This is a genomic window from Methylobacterium sp. NPDC080182 (assembly GCF_050281105.1).
In the GTDB taxonomy this organism is placed as follows: domain Bacteria; phylum Pseudomonadota; class Alphaproteobacteria; order Rhizobiales; family Beijerinckiaceae; genus Methylobacterium.
This window is the reverse complement of record NZ_JBNNWO010000007.1, coordinates 149727-164532: the sequence shown is the minus strand read 5'-3', so window position 1 is coordinate 164532 and position 14806 is coordinate 149727. Positions and strand designations below refer to the sequence as shown.

Below are 14806 nucleotides of genomic sequence, written 5' to 3'. Positions count from 1 at the left end.
CGGGTCCGGCGATCAAGGGATGCGCATGTCGGCGAGGACACGATCGTGGAAGCCCTTCACCGGGCCGGCATGGACCAGCTCCCACTCGTCGAGCACCATCCCCATCGTGGTCGAGGCCCCCCGCAGGTGCTGGGCGATCTGGAGGACGCGGTCGATGCAGTCGGCCGCGTGGAAGGCGCGGCCCTCGGCGGTGGCGTCGTCGGGCAGCACCGCCCGGGCGCGCTCGACCTGGGCCCGCAGGGGCGCGTCGAGCTCGGCGAGGGCCCAGGCGGTGGTGGTCGCCATGATCGGGCCGAGATGGTCGCCGAGCAGCATCTCGCCGGTAAAGCCGGCATCCGGCATGGCGGCGTTGTGGAAGTGGTGGGCCATCGCGGCCAGGAACACGGTGCCGGGATCGGCCCGGTAGAACGGGCTGAGGCAGACGCCGTAGACCGCCACGATCAGGCAGTGCTCGGCGTGGTTCTCCGGCGGCTCCAGCAGGATCCGGGCGCGGCCGGGGCAGGTGACGCCCGCCCGCGGCTGCTGCGCCAGGGCGCCGACGAAGCCCGGCAGCGGCCCGGGCCGGCCGGCCGGACGCGGCGCGAGCCGCGCGCGCAGGCGGTCGCGGAGGTCCGGATCGAGCTCTCCGGTGACGGCGTCGAACCCCGCCACCAGCACCGCGGAGGCGGCCTCATCCGAGAGCCCCGCCGCGGTCAGGAAGGCCGCGTCGAGGTCGCAGAGGCGCGTCGCCGCCAGCGTGACGGCCGCGATGTCGAGGGCGACGTCGTCCGGCGCGGCGCCGCCGGTCAGCAGCCCCCACCCCTGCGCGAACAGCCGCTCGGCGATCGAGCCCGTACGGCCCGCGGAGCGGACGCGCTTGAGGTCGTTCATCTCGACCAGAAGGTCGCGCAGCGCTTCCGGCGCGGCGGCGCCGGAACGGGGCGGCTCAGTCTCGCTTGGCATCGTCTCGTTCCGAAAGGCCGCCCCCTGGTTCTGACGAAGCCTAGTGCACGCCCAGCCAGTCGCGGAGCATCTGCTCCTGCTTGCCGAAGGCGTGCTCCGGACCGTGGCCGTTCTTGACCATCGGCGCCTTGAAGAAGGTCGAGAGCTGCTCCTGCACGCCGCCGTCGCCGCGCTTGCTCGCGAGATCGAGGACGCGGGCGATCTCGATGACGAGCGGCGCGGCCAGGATCGAGTCCTTGCAGAGGAAGTTCACCTTGATCTGCATCCGCTGGCCCATGAAGCCGGTGACGTCGATGTTGTCCCAGGCTTCCTTGTCGTCGCCGCGCGGGCGGTAATAGTGGATGTGCACGAGGTGGTCCTCGACCGGGTAGCCGAGGATCGAGTCGAGCACCGTGCCCTTGGTGTTGAGCTTCGACTGCAGCGAGTTCGGATCGTTCAGGGCGAGGCCGTCGCGGTTGCCGAGGATGTTGGTCGAGAACCAGCCGTCGACGTGGAGGGCGCGCGCCTTGAAGGCGGGGGCCAGCACCGTCTTCATCATGGTCTGGCCGGTCTTGCCGTCCTTGCCGGCCACCGGGACGTTCAGCTCCTTGGCGAGGTCGAGGAGCGCCGGGACGTCGGCGGCGACGCTCGGGGTGAAGTTGGCGTAGGGGATGCCGCTCTTGATCGCCGCGTAGGCGTAGAGCATCGCCGGCGAGATCGCCTCGTCGCTCGAATCCAGGCCCTTCTCGAAGGCGGCGGTGGAGTTCAGGGTCGGGTCGTTGAGGTCGGGCCAGCGCTCCGTGGAGGCGAGGTTCACCACGACCACGTCGTCGAGGTTGCTCTCCTTCTGGAAGCGGCGGAGATCGTTGGCGATCACCGAGACCGCCTCGCGGTGGTCCTTGGCGACGATCCGGTTCTGACCGTCGATGTTCTTGCAGAACTTCGCGCTGCCGACCGCCGGCCAGGGCGTGATGCCCTTCAGGACCTGGGCGCCGTTCTCGATGTCGTCCTTCGAGAGCACGCCGTGCCCGCTCGCCGCGGAGGCGAGGTCGTCGCCGTTCAGGTCCCAGCCCCCGAAGACGAGGTCCTTGTAGTCGGCCATGCCGGCCACGGAGAGACCGGCGAGCGGCAGCCCGTCGAGACGGTTGGAGCCGGATTTGATCATCTCGATGCCGGCGATGGCGGTGGTGGCGACGGCGCCTCCCATGCCAACGAAGGCGACACCGACGCGGCGACCGGACTGCATGCTCATCGGAAACTGATGTCCTTGTGCGGACGCGGGTGGCGTCTTGAAGGGTCCGTCCTGGGACGGAAATTCACCCCCCCGGGGCCGTACCTAACTGGCTCGGCGGTGCTCCGTTCCAACCCGAATGCGACAACATCGCCCCGCCGTCGTCCCGCGCGCGGCCGGTCGGCCGCCGGTCGGCGGCGTTAACGGGGCCCTAAGCGGGAGGGTTAACCCTTCCTTGACCGTGCCACGCTTGGATCACGGGGCCGTCCCATTCTGGTCACGGCCGGCGTCGATAGGGCCGCCGCTTCCAGAAAAAAACCCGGCCGTCAGAGCCGGGCGGACGCAAGGACCGATCTAGAAGAGGACCGATGATGGGGGTTTTCCCGGAGCCGGCGCGTTGCGCCGACGACGTGAACCGACTCGTGCCGCAGACCCTGACCGGCACGGGGCATTTCGAGGATGAAGCCGTGGCGTGGCTGCCGCGGGCCGGGCGCGACGCAGGGCGCCGGTCACTTCGCCGCACCGGCCTCGGCCGGATCTCCGGGACGCTGGCCCTCGGGCTCGTCGCCGGTTTCGGCCTGCCGCAGGCCGCCTTCGCGCCCGCCTACTTCGCGCCGGCCGCCCAGGCCCACGACCGGGTCGACATCAGCCCGCGCGCCGCTCAGGAACTCGCTCAACGCGCGTTCGAGCCCGCGGTTCCCGCCGAGGCGCCCGCGGCATCGGCAGACGCACCGGCACCGGCATCGGCACCGGCGAAGGATGCCTGGAACGGCCTGCTCGTGCCGGAGCAGGAGCCCGCCACCACGGCCCTGATCCAGGACGACCTCGCGGCCCTGCCGCGGGTGACGCAGGAGCAGGACGCGGTCAAGTTCGGCGAGCGCAGCGTGCCGCGCAAGGTGGTCGACACGATCGTCAAGGCCTCCGACGAGGCCGGCGTCGATCCCGTCTACATGATGGCGCTCGCCGACAAGGAATCGAGCTTCGACACCGCGGCGAAGGCCGCGACCTCTTCGGCGCAGGGCCTGTTCCAGTTCGTTGCCCGCACCTGGCTGGAGATGATCCGCGACTACGGCGCGCGCTACGGGCTCGCCGAGGAAGCCGCCGCCGTGAAGGGCCGGGGCGCCGCGATCACCGTGACGGGCAGCATGCGCGCCCGGGTGCTCGGCCTGCGCAACGACCCGCGCGTCGCCGCCCTGATGGCGGCCGAGCTGATCAAGCGCGACCGTGACCGGATCGAGGCCCGGGTCGGGCGCGCGCTCACCACGACCGAGCTGTACCTCGCCCATTTCCTCGGCACCGCGAGCGCCAGGCGCTTCCTGTCGCTCTCTTCCGAGAAGCCCGACGAGGTCGCCGGCCGCGAGTTCCGCACCGCGGCGCGGGCCAATCGCGGCCTGTTCACCGAGAAGACGGGCGGCAAGCGCCGCAGCCTGACCGTGTCCGAGCTGCACGACCGGATCGACGGCATGATCGACCGGCGGCTGAACCGCTATCAGGGCGTGGCGGCGGTCGCCGAGGCGCTCGACAGGGCGCCGGCTCAGAGCGACGTCGCCGCCACCGAGGAGACGGTTCCGGTGGCCGGCAACCGCCGCGTCGAGGTGACGGAGGCGCTGCCGCCGGACGGCGTGTGAGAACCGGATCGCGGCGCCGGCCTGCCTGAGCGGGCCGGCTCGCAGCATCGGGCCGCCGGATCCGCCGGCCGGGCGGCTCTCCCGGCCGCGGCCGCCGCGGAAGACTCCCGCGCCGGGCCGCGCCGGCCCGCGGCGTCCCGAAACGCCGGGGCGGGTCGGGCGCGGCGCAGCGAGGCCGGAAGCGGCTTTCGCCCGACCGTGGAGCGGCCTCAAAGCTCGGCTTTTAAGGCACTGTTAACCATAGCAAGACCAATCCTGTCGGCAGACTACTTCTCTTAGAGATGCTTGGCGCCGATGCCCCGCTACTTCATCGACCTGCACGACGGCTGCCAGCCGATCCACGATGAGGTCGGATTCGACCTGCCGGACCTTCCGGCGGCCCGCGCCAAGGTCACCCGGATCATGTCGGCGATCGCCCGCGACATGCTGCCGGAGGTCGAGCGCCAGGATTACGTGGCCTGCGTCCGCGACGGCGTCGGCAAGGTGGTCTACCGGGCGCGCCTGTCCCTCGCTGCCGAGATGGTGGAGTGAGCCGGCGCGCTCCGGCCGCCTGATGCGTCCCTACAGACGACGCTGAGCGACGTCCCTGAGACGGCGCCGAAGCCGCCCTGAGGCTCCCCGCCGCGCCGCGGCAGTGCTTGACCGGCCCCCGGTTCCGGCCATCTCGGACCCATGAAACGGCGCAGCCTGCTCACGGTCGCGAGTGCGGCCACGGTCATGACGCTCGGCGGCGTCGGCTACGCCGCGCACCGGCGCGGCCGGAACCCGTACTACCGCGGCCCGACCTCTGACCATTTCGACGGGTTGCGGTTCTTCCTGCCCGGTCAGTCCACCGACAAGGCGCTCCCCGACGTGCTGCGCTGGCAAGCCAAGCGGCAGCGCGAGCCCTGGCCCAAGAGCTTCCCCAGCCCCTACCCGGCCGACCGGCCGCCGGAGCGCGTCGAGGGCCTGCGGGTCGTGCTGATCGGCCACGCGAGCTACCTCGTGCAGGTCGCCGGCCGGAACATCCTGATCGACCCGGTCTTCGCCAAGCGCGCGAGCCCGGTCCGCTTCGCCGGGCCAAAGCGCGTCAACCCGCCGGGCATCGCCTTCGCCGACCTGCCGCCGATCGACGCGATCCTGGTCACCCACAACCACTACGACCATCTCGACGGGCCGAGCCTCGCCCGGCTCTGGCAGGCGCACCAGCCGCTGATCGTGGCGCCGCTGGGCAACGACACGATCCTGCGCGGCTACGACGACACGATGCATGTCGAGACCCGCGACTGGGGACAGTCGGTCGATCTCGGCGACGGGCTGCAGGTCCACCTGACGCCCGCGAACCACTGGTCGGCCCGGGGCGTCAACGACCGGCGCATGGCGCTGTGGTGCGCCTTCGTGATCACCTCGCCCCGCGGCGTGCACTACCATGTCGGCGACACCGGTTTCGGCGACGGCGCCCTCTTCTCCGACGTGCGGGCGCGGTTCGGGCCGCCGCGCCTCGCGACGCTGCCGATCGGCGCCTACGAGCCGCGCTGGTTCATGCAGGCGCAGCACGTCGACCCGGCCGAGGCGGTGAAGGTCTTCGGCCTGCTCGGCGCCGAGCAGGCGCTGGGCCACCACTGGGGCACGTTCCAACTCACCGACGAGGGCGTCGAGCGCCCCGCCGAGGCGCTGGCGGCGGCCCTCGGCGGGGCCGGCATCCCGGCCGAGCGCTTCGTCGCCCTGAGGCCCGGCCAGGTCTGGGAGGCCTGACCCCCAGGCTGTCCGGGGAACGCCGGCGGCCATTGGGCACGATGCGTGCATCATTCTGTATGCAGCATGGGGTGGAGGCCCGGGCCGCGCCGCCGCGCGCCCGAGGGCAGGTGCCGTTCCGTGCGGCGCCCGCGCCTTCAGCCGAGAGACACGATGAACCCGATCAAGCCGACACGCCGATCCCTGATGACCGGGGGCGTCGCCCTGGCGGCGCTGGGGGCGGCGGGCCGCGCCGGCGCGCAGGGCGCGGCCCCCGGCACCCTGACCTACGGCATCTCCATGACCGACCTGCCGCTCACGACCGGCCAGCCGGACCGGGGCGCGGGCGGCTACCAGTTCACCGGACTGACCCTCTACGATCCCCTGGTCGCCTGGGAACTCGACGTCGCCGACCGGCCGGGCAAGATGGTGCCCGGCCTCGCCACCGCCTGGGAGGCCGACCCGGCCGACCCCAAGGTCTGGACCTTCCACCTGCGGGAGGGCGTGGCCTTCCACGACGGGTCGGCCTTCGATGCCGATGCGGTGATCTGGAACTTCGACAAGGTGCTGAACAAGGAGGCGCCGCATTTCGACCAGCGGCAGGCGTCCCAGGTCCGCCCGCGCCTGCCCGGCGTCGCGAGCTACCGGAAGGTCGACACCAAGACCGTCCAGGTCGTCACCAAGACGCCCGACAGCCTGTTCCCCTACCAGATGCTCTGGTTCCTGATCTCGTCGCCGGCGCAGTACGAGAAGGTCGGGAAGGACTGGGCGAAGTTCGCCTTCGAGCCCTCGGGGACCGGGCCGTTCCGGATGGGGCAGCTGGTGCCGCGGGTGCGCCTCGAGCTGCTGCCGAACATCGGCTACTGGAACCCGAAGCGGGTCCCGAAGCTCGCGAAGCTGACCCTCGCCTGCGTGCCCGAGGACCTCGCCCGGGTGAACGCGCTCCTGTCCGGCAGCGTCGACCTGATCGAGACGCCCGCGCCCGACGCGGTGCCGCGCCTGAAGGCCGCCGGCATGCGGGTCGTGGGCAACGAGACGCCCCATGTCTGGAACTACCACCTGTCGATGGTGGAGGGCTCGCCCTGGCGCGACCTGCGCCTGCGCAAGGCCGCCAACCTCGCCATCGACCGCGCGGGCGTCGTCGAGCTGATGGGCGGCCTCGCCCAGCCCGCCGTCGGTCAGGTCCAGGAGTCGAGCCCGTGGTTCGGCAAGCCGGGCTTCAAGATCCGGACCGACGTCGAGGCGGCGCGCAAGCTCGTCGAGGAGGCCGGCTACTCGGTGAAGAACCCCGTGAAGGCCACGGTCCTGATCCCGACCGGCGGCACCGGGCAGATGCTGTCGCTGCCGATCAACGAGTTCGTCCAGCAGAGCTGGGCCGAGGTCGGCATCCAGGTGGCGTTCAAGACCGTGGAGCTGGAGGTGGCCTACACGGCGTGGCGCCAGGGCGCCGCGGATCCGAGCCTCAAGGGCGTCAGCGCCGGCAACATCGCCTACGTCACCTCCGACCCGTTCTACGCGATCCTGCGCTTCTACGATTCGCGGCAGATCGCGCCGAACGGCGTGAACTGGAGCCACTACCGCAACCCCGAGGTCGACGCCCTCTGCGACAAGGTGAAGGCGAGCCTCGACGTGGCCGAGCAGAACCGGCTGCTCGCGCGCATCCACGAAATCGTCGTGGACGATGCCGTGCAGGTCTGGGTCGTTCACGACACCAATCCGCACGCTCTGTCATCGCGGGTGAAGAACTACGTCCAGGCGCAGCACTGGTTTCAGGACCTGGCGACGCTGGCCTGATCAGCCCGGATCTGTGTCGGCTCCGGGAAGAACGGGAGAACATCGGGAACGATCGGCGCGAGGATGGGTTGGACCCCGAACGCACGAAGGAGAGTCCCATGAAGACCCTGCTTGCCGGCGCCGTCCTGGCCGCCTCCCTGACGAGCGTCGTCCCCGCTGCGGCGCAGCGAATCGATATCGGTCCCGACGGGCCGAGTGTCGACCTGCGCTCCCGCGCCCAGCGGGATCGCGACTTCCGCCGCGAAGAGTATCGGCGCGACCGCGCCTATGACGAGGATCGTCTCTACCGGCGCCAGCGGTTCGACGACGACCGCCCGGTGACGCGACGCGGCTACGGATACTGAATCACCGCGCGAATCGCCTGTCGGCGATTGTGCGCTCTCTTCGGGGGTCGGCTCGCGCCGGCCCCTTTTTCTATGCCGCGTCTCCGAAGCGCGACCCGGGACAGCACGCAACCCACAGGGTCGAATTTCGCACTTGCGGCACGGTGAGTCGGAGACTAGGAAGATCGAGCATTAAATTTCGGGAGCATCTGGCAATGACCTCACGTTTCATCAGTGGCTTCGCGGCGGTCACCCTCGCGGTGTGCGGCCTCTCCGCTCCGGCCGCTTTCGCCAAGCCGATGAGCGGGGCGAGCGCCGTCAAGATGATCGACACCGACAACGACGGCACCGTCGACATGAAGGAAGTGGAGGCGGTGGCCTCGGCGACCTTCGACCGTCTCGAGAAGGACGCCGACGGCACCCTCGACGCCAAGGAGCTGAAGGGCCGCCTGAGCGCCTCCGGCGTGAAGCAGGCCGATCCGGACAGCGACGGCACGCTCGACAAGAAGGAGTACCTCGCGGCCGTCGGCGAGCGCTTCAAGCTGGCCGACCCGGACAACGACGGCACCCTCGACGCCAAGGAGCTGAACTCCAAGGCCGGCAAGGCTCTCCTGGCCCTCATCAAGTAAAACCGTCCGCGCGCTCCTGATGGAGCGTGGATGAGCGAGGCCTCCGCGGTGCTGACCGCGGGGGCCTTGCTGCGTTCATGGCGACCCTGAACCTTCGCCCGGACGGGCCGATCCATGGGATCTGCACGTAAAAGTTGTGGATCGCGGCGATTGTTCTGCGGGCTCCGGCCGCTCCCGCGGCCTGCGGAACATCCGACACCCCGTCCGACACCCCGTCCGACATCCCGTCCGACCGCCGCGGCGGCTGCGACGCTCGACCGCTCGCCGGGCGCGACCGGAGGGAGTTGACGGTCCGCAACCTGTAGGTGCACCCTCGAGGTGGTTGAGGGACCAAGACGATGCGGAACGGCTCACCAGAGGACGACGGCAACGCGAGACGCCGCGCGAGACCGGTCGCGCTGACCGAGGGACCGCACGGCGCGGCGGCGGCGGACGGACGCGACCGGATTGCCGGGAGCCGGCCGGAGCGCGCGGACGCGGAGCCGGCGGCAACGCTCGGCGATCTCGGCGACGCCCTGCTCGCGGCCTATCGGCTGGCCGAGCAGGACGGCGACGCGCTGACCGTGTCGCTGCTCGGGCAGGCGCTGCTGCGGACCGGGCGGCGCCTGGCGCGCGAGATGTCGCCCGCCGATGTCGGGATCGCCTGCCACTGAAGCGGCCGCGGTCCCGAACACTCGGGCGACTGACGGGACGGCGCCGCCGCGGCCCGCCTACGCGCCCGGCGCGGCGCGGTCTAGGAAGGCGCGCAGGTAGCCGCCGACCGCCTCGGCGCGCTCTACGGCGAGCAGGTGCGCCGCCCGGGGCAGCACGACGAGTTCGGCCTGGGCGATGCCGCCGCAGATCTCCTCGGCCATGGCCGGGGGCGTCGAGGGATCGTCGCGGCCGGCGATCACCAGGGTGGGCGCGGTGATGGCTCCGAGCGCGGGACGGAGATCCATGCGCCCGATCGCCCCGCAGCACACCGCGTAGCCGGCCGGATCGCAGGCCAGGAATCGCTCGCGGACAGCCCGCACCGTCTCGGGGGCGCGCTCCGCGAAACCCGGCGTGAACCAGCGCCCCAGCGTCGCCTCGACCACGGCCGCCGTCCCCTGGGCGCGCACGGTCGCGGCGCGCTCGTCCCAGCTCTGCAGGCTCGGCAGGAAGGCCGCCGTCGCCATCAGGGTGGCGCTGAGCGCGCGTCCGGGATCGGCGCTCGCCAGCGCCTGCACGGTCATCCCGCCGAGCGAGAGGCCGACGAGATGGGCGCGTCCGATGCCGAGGGCGTCCAGAAGGCCCGCGAGATCGCCGGCCAGATCCGCGATCGCGACCGGCCGGTCGCGCGTCTCCGACCCGCCGTGGCCGCGCGTGTCGTAGCGCAGCGTCCGGTAACGCCCCGTCAGCGCGGGCACCAGCGCGTCCCACATCTCCAGGGTCGCCCCCAGCGAGTTCGAGAAAGCGACGACCGGGGCGTCCTCAGGGCCCTCGAGGTGGTAGCGGAGGCCGAGTCCTCCGACGGTGATCTGCGGCATGCGGCTCTCTCCGGTTCGAACTCTCGAGGATGTCACGCCGCCGGGCGGCGGGGCGGAGCTGGCGGGCAACGCGGCCTCCCCGACGGATTTCAGGTGCGACCGAGGGGAATCAGACCCCAGCCGCGCTCGTGAAGGTAGTACAGCACGGTCTTGGTCACGGTTTCGGTCGAGGCGATCGATCCGGCGACCAGCACGCTGCCGGTGAACAGATAGGACAGCAGCAGCGTGTCGAGGCTCCCGACGACGCGCCAGCTCACGGCCTTGGCGATCGAGCGGAGCCGGCTCTCCCCGGCCGGGGGAGCGCGCGTCCGTGCGGGCTCGGGTGCGCGGGCATCGCGGGTTGGGACGTCGTCGGCGGGCATGCGGGCTCCCTGCGGTCGATCCGAAACGCGCGCGGTGGCGCGGTCCATTATGGGGCGGCGCACCGGATGCTGCCCCGCCGGATCGCCCGGCGCGCGGATGACGATGCCGCGAGCCCCGCGCTCCGGAGGAGCGTCTTCAACATGGGTCAATGCGCCGGCGGCCGAAACGCTCGACAAGAGTGGTGCGAGCACAGAGGAGACCGGGGATGCACGAGCCTGCGATGGGCGACGCCGCGATCCGACCGGCGGAGTTCTGGGACAGGGTCGGCGGCCTCGTGACCGCCAAGGTCGAGCCGGTGATCGGCCGAGCCGACAAGCAGCGTGGTCCCGTGATCGACTACCTGCGCGACCTGGAGGCCCTGGCGCGGCGCCAGTGCTCCAGCCGCGAGACGGTCCAGATCATCGCCTCGGGCCGGCGGCTCCTCGGAGACCGGAGCGAGATCGGGCCGTCGGACGGACCGTTCACCCGCGCCTGAGCCGGGCACCCGGCGGAGCCGCCCGCGCCATCCGCGACCGGACCAGATAGATCGCGGCCGCGACCGCCCAGGCCGCGCAGGTCGGCGCGACCCACTGCTGCAGATTCGGCAGGGACCAGCCGTACAGGAACTCGGCGCCGAGATGCGCCTGAACGGCGTCCCAGCCCGCGTGTTTGAGGACGTGTTCCCGCTGCCCGGCCTCGCGGCCGTAATAGTAGGTCGAGACCACGAGCGCCGCGACACCTTCCGGTCGGGGGCTGCGCAGCAGGATCAGAACGGCCGCCACCCCGGCGGTCTCGGGGATCGCCGTCAGGGCGTGGCTCATCGCCGGGTTCGCGACCATGAAGGCGACGAGCGTTCCGAGCATGGGCGGCGCTTACACCAATCCCGGCGCGGCGTCAGCGGCACTCCGGACCCGCGCCTGCATCCCCGGCGGGCGCCGCGCGGTTGACGGTGCGGGACCGGAACTACGGAGCCGTGCATGAGCGACACCTACGACCTCGGCCGCTTCGTCGCCGCGCAGGAGGGCGTCTACGGGCGCGTCCTGGCGGAGTTGCAGGCCGGCGACAAGCGCAGCCACTGGATGTGGTTCGTCTTCCCGCAGATCGCCGGGCTCGGCGCGAGCCCGATGGCGCAGCGCTACGCCATCGGGTCTCTCGCGGAGGCGCAGGCCTACGCGGCGCACCCGGTGCTCGGCGGGCGCCTGCGCGCCTGCACGGCGGCCGTCAACGCCGTCGCCGGGCGCTCGGCCCACGCGATCTTCGGCTCGCCCGACGATCTGAAGTTCCGCTCCAGCATGACGCTCTTCGCGCGCGCCGTGCCGGAGGAGCCGATCTTCGCCGACGCGCTGGCGCGCTACTTCGACGGCGCCCCCGACCCGCGGACGCTGGCGAAGCTCGGGGCAGGCTAGCGCCTCACCGGCCCCACAGGCCGACCCGCTCGGCGCGCGCCTGCTCCTCCGCGCCCAGGAGGTCCGGCGGGGCGTCCTCGGAGGCGCGGGCGCCGCCCGCGGCCAGGATCAGCCCGGCGAGGTCGTCGCCCTCGATGCGGCAGCGGGCCGTGGCCCCGTCGGACAGGCCGGTGCAGACCACCTCGCGGCGGCGCAGGTAGCTGGCGAGCTGGCGGGCGAGATGGCCGCGCTCGCCGACCACGCCGAGGAGGCGCACGACCCGCCCGCGCAGGTTGAGGGTGCCGGTATCGATCACCTCCGGCACGCCGCGGACCTCGCCGGCCGCGACAGGTTCGGCCGCGGGCGCGGCGGCGGCCCGGGCCGGCTCGGCCCGCTCCGCCGAGGGGCGGGCCTTGCCCTTCGCGAGCTTCTCGGCGGCCCGCTGGACGAAGTCGTGGAAGATCCCGGCCGGCATCTCGCCGCCGAACATGCGGTTCATCGGGCTGTCGTCGTCGTTGCCGACCCAGATCCCGACCACGAGGTCGGGGGTCATGCCGACGAACCACGCGTCGCGGAAATCCTGGCTCGTGCCGGTCTTGCCGCCGATGATCTGGCCGGGCACCCGCGCGGCGCGGCCGGTGCCGGATTCCACCACCGCCTGCAGCGAGTCGAGCATCATGGTGCGCGGCTCCTGCGCCAGCATCGGGCCCGGGGCCGCGTCGGCGCGGACGTAGAGCGGCTGCGGCGCGGCTCCGCGGATCGCCTGGATGCCGTAGGACTGGAGCGGGGTGCGCCCGGACAGGACCGAGCCGTAGGCGCGGGTCATCTCCAGGAGGCTCACGGCGCCCGAGCCGAGGACGAGGCTCGGCACGTTGGGCAGGTCCGACTGGATCCCGAGCTTGCGGGCGGTGGCGATCACCGCCGGGATGCCGACATCCTGCCCGAGCTGGGCCGCCACGGTGTTGATCGAGAGCGCGAAGGCGGTCCGCAGGGGCACGGGCCCCCGGTAGCGGCCGTCGTCGTTCTCGGGCTGCCAGTCGCCGATCTGGACCGGGCGGTCGACCATCACGGATTCCGGCGTGTAGCCCTTCTCGTAGGCCGTCAGGTAGGCGAGGAGCTTGAACAGGGAGCCGGGCTGGCGCTTGGCCTGGACGGCGCGGTTGAACTGGCTGTCCTCGTAGTCGCGGCCGCCGACCATGGCGAGGATCGCGCCCTCCTTCGACAGCACCACCATGGCGGCCTGGCCGACCTTGCGGCGGGCGCCGTCCTTGTCGAGGCGGCGGGCCACGACGCCCTCGGCGAGGCTCTGCAGGTCGAGGTTGAGGGTCGAGCGCACCGTCATGTCGCCGTCGGTGCCGGCGAGGCGCTTCACGTCGCCCGCGATCATGTCGAGAAAGTAGTTGGTGCCGGGCGGCGCCTCGGGGGGCGATTTCAGGGTCACGCTCTGCTTGCGCGCGGCGTCGGCCTCGGCCTGCGAGATCGCGCCGGTCTCGACCATGGCCTGGAGCACCACGTCGGCGCGCTCCTTGGCGCCCCCGAGGTTGCGGGTCGGGGCGAGCTGCGAGGGCGCCCGCACCAGACCGGCCAGCATCGCCGATTCCGGCAGGTTCAGCGCCTTGGCGGGCTTGCCGAAGTAGCGCCGCGCCGCCGCGTCCGCCCCGTAGGCGCCGGCGCCGAAATACGCGGAGTCGAGGTAGCCGAGCAGGATCGCGTCCTTGCTCATGGTCGACTCGACCCGCAGCGCCAGAAAGGCTTCCTGCACCTTCCGCCAGAGCGTCTTCTCTTGGTTGAGGGAGGTCAGGCGGACATATTGCTGGGTGATGGTCGAGCCGCCCTCGCGCACGCCGCCGCCGCGGAGATTGCGCCACGCCGCCCGGGCGAGGCCGCGCAGGTCGATGCCCCAGTGGCTGTAGAAGCGGCGGTCCTCGATCGCCACGATCGCCTGGGCGAGGTGCGGCGGCAGGTCGGCCGCGGTGAGCTTCTGGCCGCGGAAGCTGCCGCGGGTGGCGAAGACCCGGCCGTCGTCGGCCTCGACGGTGATCGCCCGCTGGCCGGTCTCGACCACGGCGCCGCCCAGCGGCGGCAGGCTCACGAAGGCCGCGAACAGGTAGATCGCCAGCGCCAGGGCCGGCAGCAGGACCACCAGGGCGGCGGCGAGCAGGGCCGGGTGCCGGCGGCCGAGGATCGGCCGGGAACGCCGGTTCAGGGCGCGCGCGTCCGTCTCCTCGACGGCGGGCGGGCGCTCCGCCGGTGCCCGTCGCGCCCGCGCCGCGCGCTCCGCCGCGCGGGCCGACAGGGCCCGGCCGGTCCGCGCGAGGCCGAGCCCGGCCGCGGCAAGGAGGGTCCGGAGATGGCGCGCGAGGTCGCGCGCGGCCCGCCCGGCCTCCCGGGCGGCGAGCCGCGGGTCCGGGGCGTCGGCGGCAGGGTCCGGCTTCGGCGGTTTCGGCCCGTCGGCCGGGGCGCGTTCCGGCGCGTCGGGCGTCATCGTGGTGCGTGTTCCGGGACCGGCCGATCCGGCCGACCGAGCCTTCTAAGCCGCATCCGTCGCGGTGTCCCGCAGCCGTTGGGTCGCGGGACGGGCGGCGCGTCGATCGCGCCGCCACCGTGTGGATCGGGCCACGGGGCCCGATCCGGTCCCGGCCGGCTCACCGGCCGAGCGGCGCTCCCGGACCGACGGCGCCGTGCTGGGCGCGCAGCTTGAAGGCCAGGATCAGCAGGAGGATGCCGAAGGCGAAGGTATAGGAGCCGATCCACCACGTCAGCACCAGGGCCGACATGCCCGGGTTGATGAGCAGCGCGAGGCCGAACAGGATCGACACGACGCCGCCGAGGCCCAGCCACCAGCGCCCGTAATGGAGGTGCAGGCGGAAGGCGGCGGCGATCATCAGGCCGCCGGTGACCAGCGCCCACGCGGCGAGCAGCAGCACGAACGCCCAGACGGCCGCGGCCGGCACCAGCACCGCGGCGACGCCCACCACGATGTCGACGAGGCCCTCGACCAGCAAAAAGCCCCAGCGCTCGTGGCGCTGCGCGGCCCGGACCGCGCCGACGACGGCGACGACGCCGTCGACGAGCATGTAGGCGGCGAAGAACAGGACCAGGGACAGCACGAAGGCGCCCGGCGCGATGAACGCGATCGCCCCGAACAGGACCGCGATGACGCCGCGCAGGGCGACGAGCCACCAGTTCCGCGCCAGGGCCGCACTCATGGCGTCGAGGCGCGCCGCGCCGACGAGCGGGATGCCGGAGGGGGTGGTCGCGGAGCCGGAACCGGGGCGGTTCGGCGTCGGGGATGGGCTGCTGGTCATGGCGAACTCCTGGGCCTTGAGGCC

Annotated in this window: 16 protein-coding genes; 9 read left to right on the top strand and 7 right to left on the bottom strand. The window is 72.3% G+C overall.

Annotated elements, in window-relative coordinates:
* Window positions 1–12 precede the first annotated feature (12 nt).
* Together ACQKQD_RS14380 and ACQKQD_RS14375 are read right to left on the bottom strand one after the other, a co-directional pair.
* Complete coding sequence (locus ACQKQD_RS14380) at window positions 13–942, bottom strand: hypothetical protein (protein WP_427508673.1); 930 nt, start codon at window positions 940–942, stop codon at window positions 13–15.
* A 40-nt stretch (window positions 943–982) separates the two neighbouring features.
* Window positions 983–2173, bottom strand: coding sequence for an inositol-3-phosphate synthase (locus ACQKQD_RS14375; RefSeq protein WP_020092589.1), 1191 nt, complete (start codon window positions 2171–2173; stop codon window positions 983–985).
* A 350-nt stretch (window positions 2174–2523) separates the two neighbouring features.
* Between ACQKQD_RS14375 and ACQKQD_RS14370 the strand changes: the two genes are divergently transcribed.
* The 7 genes from ACQKQD_RS14370 to ACQKQD_RS14340 all read left to right on the top strand — a co-directional run bounded on the left by ACQKQD_RS14370 (window position 2524) and on the right by ACQKQD_RS14340 (window position 8892).
* Complete coding sequence (locus ACQKQD_RS14370) at window positions 2524–3780, top strand: transglycosylase SLT domain-containing protein (RefSeq protein ID WP_427508731.1); 1257 nt, start codon at window positions 2524–2526, stop codon at window positions 3778–3780.
* 294 nt (window positions 3781–4074) lie between these two features.
* On the top strand, window positions 4075–4311 hold the full coding sequence (locus ACQKQD_RS14365) for a DUF6894 family protein (protein WP_427508672.1): 237 nt from the start codon (window positions 4075–4077) through the stop codon (window positions 4309–4311).
* Window positions 4312–4452: 141 nt separating this feature from the next.
* Window positions 4453–5514: an MBL fold metallo-hydrolase gene (locus ACQKQD_RS14360; RefSeq protein ID WP_020092592.1), complete on the top strand. Its 1062-nt coding sequence runs from the start codon at window positions 4453–4455 to the stop codon at window positions 5512–5514.
* Between the two features lie 153 nt (window positions 5515–5667).
* Complete coding sequence (locus ACQKQD_RS14355) at window positions 5668–7287, top strand: ABC transporter substrate-binding protein (protein ID WP_427508671.1); 1620 nt, start codon at window positions 5668–5670, stop codon at window positions 7285–7287.
* 98 nt (window positions 7288–7385) lie between these two features.
* Window positions 7386–7631 (top strand): hypothetical protein, encoded by a 246-nt coding sequence (locus ACQKQD_RS14350; RefSeq protein ID WP_042675621.1) that lies wholly within the window; start codon window positions 7386–7388, stop codon window positions 7629–7631.
* A gap of 194 nt (window positions 7632–7825) precedes the next feature.
* Window positions 7826–8239, top strand: a complete 414-nt coding sequence (locus ACQKQD_RS14345; protein WP_042675620.1) for a histidine kinase — start codon at window positions 7826–7828, stop codon at window positions 8237–8239.
* Between the two features lie 338 nt (window positions 8240–8577).
* A complete protein-coding gene (locus ACQKQD_RS14340; RefSeq protein WP_427508670.1) occupies window positions 8578–8892 on the top strand; it encodes a hypothetical protein in 315 nt (104 codons plus the stop codon).
* A 57-nt stretch (window positions 8893–8949) separates the two neighbouring features.
* Here ACQKQD_RS14340 and pcaD read toward each other — a convergent pair whose 3' ends face one another.
* Window positions 8950–9747: a 3-oxoadipate enol-lactonase gene (pcaD, locus tag ACQKQD_RS14335; RefSeq protein ID WP_427508669.1), complete on the bottom strand. Its 798-nt coding sequence runs from the start codon at window positions 9745–9747 to the stop codon at window positions 8950–8952.
* Window positions 9748–9836: 89 nt separating this feature from the next.
* A complete protein-coding gene (locus tag ACQKQD_RS14330; protein ID WP_427508668.1) occupies window positions 9837–10109 on the bottom strand; it encodes a DUF2061 domain-containing protein in 273 nt (90 codons plus the stop codon).
* A gap of 206 nt (window positions 10110–10315) precedes the next feature.
* Between ACQKQD_RS14330 and ACQKQD_RS14325 the strand changes: the two genes are divergently transcribed.
* A complete protein-coding gene (locus ACQKQD_RS14325; protein WP_427508667.1) occupies window positions 10316–10585 on the top strand; it encodes a hypothetical protein in 270 nt (89 codons plus the stop codon).
* On the opposite strand, the gene ACQKQD_RS14320 is transcribed toward ACQKQD_RS14325, so the two are convergent.
* Entirely contained in the window at window positions 10572–10952 is a 381-nt protein-coding gene (locus tag ACQKQD_RS14320) for a hypothetical protein (protein WP_427508666.1), read from the bottom strand. The two genes, ACQKQD_RS14325 and ACQKQD_RS14320, sit on opposite strands and share 14 nt — an antisense overlap.
* A 114-nt stretch (window positions 10953–11066) precedes the next feature.
* Here ACQKQD_RS14320 and ACQKQD_RS14315 point away from each other — a divergent pair, with 114 nt between their 5' ends.
* Complete coding sequence (locus tag ACQKQD_RS14315; protein WP_427508665.1) at window positions 11067–11495, top strand: DUF1810 domain-containing protein; 429 nt, start codon at window positions 11067–11069, stop codon at window positions 11493–11495.
* 4 nt (window positions 11496–11499) lie between these two features.
* Here ACQKQD_RS14315 and ACQKQD_RS14310 read toward each other — a convergent pair whose 3' ends face one another.
* Both ACQKQD_RS14310 and ACQKQD_RS14305 read right to left on the bottom strand, forming a co-directional pair.
* Entirely contained in the window at window positions 11500–13959 is a 2460-nt protein-coding gene (locus tag ACQKQD_RS14310) for a PBP1A family penicillin-binding protein (RefSeq protein ID WP_427508664.1), read from the bottom strand.
* 160 nt (window positions 13960–14119) lie between these two features.
* Window positions 14120–14782 (bottom strand): HdeD family acid-resistance protein, encoded by a 663-nt coding sequence (locus tag ACQKQD_RS14305; protein ID WP_427508663.1) that lies wholly within the window; start codon window positions 14780–14782, stop codon window positions 14120–14122.
* Between the last annotated feature and the right edge of the window lie 24 nt (window positions 14783–14806).

Bases quoted from the DNA above. Each gene is read 5' to 3' on its own strand.
- ACQKQD_RS14310 (WP_427508664.1), bottom strand. From the start codon at position 13,959: ATGACGCCCGACGCGCCGGAACGCGCCCCGGCCGACGGGCCGAAACCG.
- ACQKQD_RS14325 (WP_427508667.1), top strand. From the start codon at position 10,316: ATGCACGAGCCTGCGATGGGCGACGCCGCGATCCGACCGGCGGAGTTC.
- ACQKQD_RS14380 (WP_427508673.1), bottom strand. From the start codon at position 942: ATGCCAAGCGAGACTGAGCCGCCCCGTTCCGGCGCCGCCGCGCCGGAA.
- ACQKQD_RS14320 (WP_427508666.1), bottom strand. From the start codon at position 10,952: ATGCTCGGAACGCTCGTCGCCTTCATGGTCGCGAACCCGGCGATGAGC.
- ACQKQD_RS14370 (WP_427508731.1), top strand. From the start codon at position 2,524: ATGGGGGTTTTCCCGGAGCCGGCGCGTTGCGCCGACGACGTGAACCGA.
- ACQKQD_RS14365 (WP_427508672.1), top strand. From the start codon at position 4,075: ATGCCCCGCTACTTCATCGACCTGCACGACGGCTGCCAGCCGATCCAC.
- ACQKQD_RS14305 (WP_427508663.1), bottom strand. From the start codon at position 14,782: ATGACCAGCAGCCCATCCCCGACGCCGAACCGCCCCGGTTCCGGCTCC.
- pcaD (WP_427508669.1), bottom strand. From the start codon at position 9,747: ATGCCGCAGATCACCGTCGGAGGACTCGGCCTCCGCTACCACCTCGAG.
- ACQKQD_RS14350 (WP_042675621.1), top strand. From the start codon at position 7,386: ATGAAGACCCTGCTTGCCGGCGCCGTCCTGGCCGCCTCCCTGACGAGC.
- ACQKQD_RS14315 (WP_427508665.1), top strand. From the start codon at position 11,067: ATGAGCGACACCTACGACCTCGGCCGCTTCGTCGCCGCGCAGGAGGGC.
- ACQKQD_RS14340 (WP_427508670.1), top strand. From the start codon at position 8,578: ATGCGGAACGGCTCACCAGAGGACGACGGCAACGCGAGACGCCGCGCG.
- ACQKQD_RS14345 (WP_042675620.1), top strand. From the start codon at position 7,826: ATGACCTCACGTTTCATCAGTGGCTTCGCGGCGGTCACCCTCGCGGTG.
- ACQKQD_RS14330 (WP_427508668.1), bottom strand. From the start codon at position 10,109: ATGCCCGCCGACGACGTCCCAACCCGCGATGCCCGCGCACCCGAGCCC.
- ACQKQD_RS14360 (WP_020092592.1), top strand. From the start codon at position 4,453: ATGAAACGGCGCAGCCTGCTCACGGTCGCGAGTGCGGCCACGGTCATG.
- ACQKQD_RS14355 (WP_427508671.1), top strand. From the start codon at position 5,668: ATGAACCCGATCAAGCCGACACGCCGATCCCTGATGACCGGGGGCGTC.
- ACQKQD_RS14375 (WP_020092589.1), bottom strand. From the start codon at position 2,173: ATGAGCATGCAGTCCGGTCGCCGCGTCGGTGTCGCCTTCGTTGGCATG.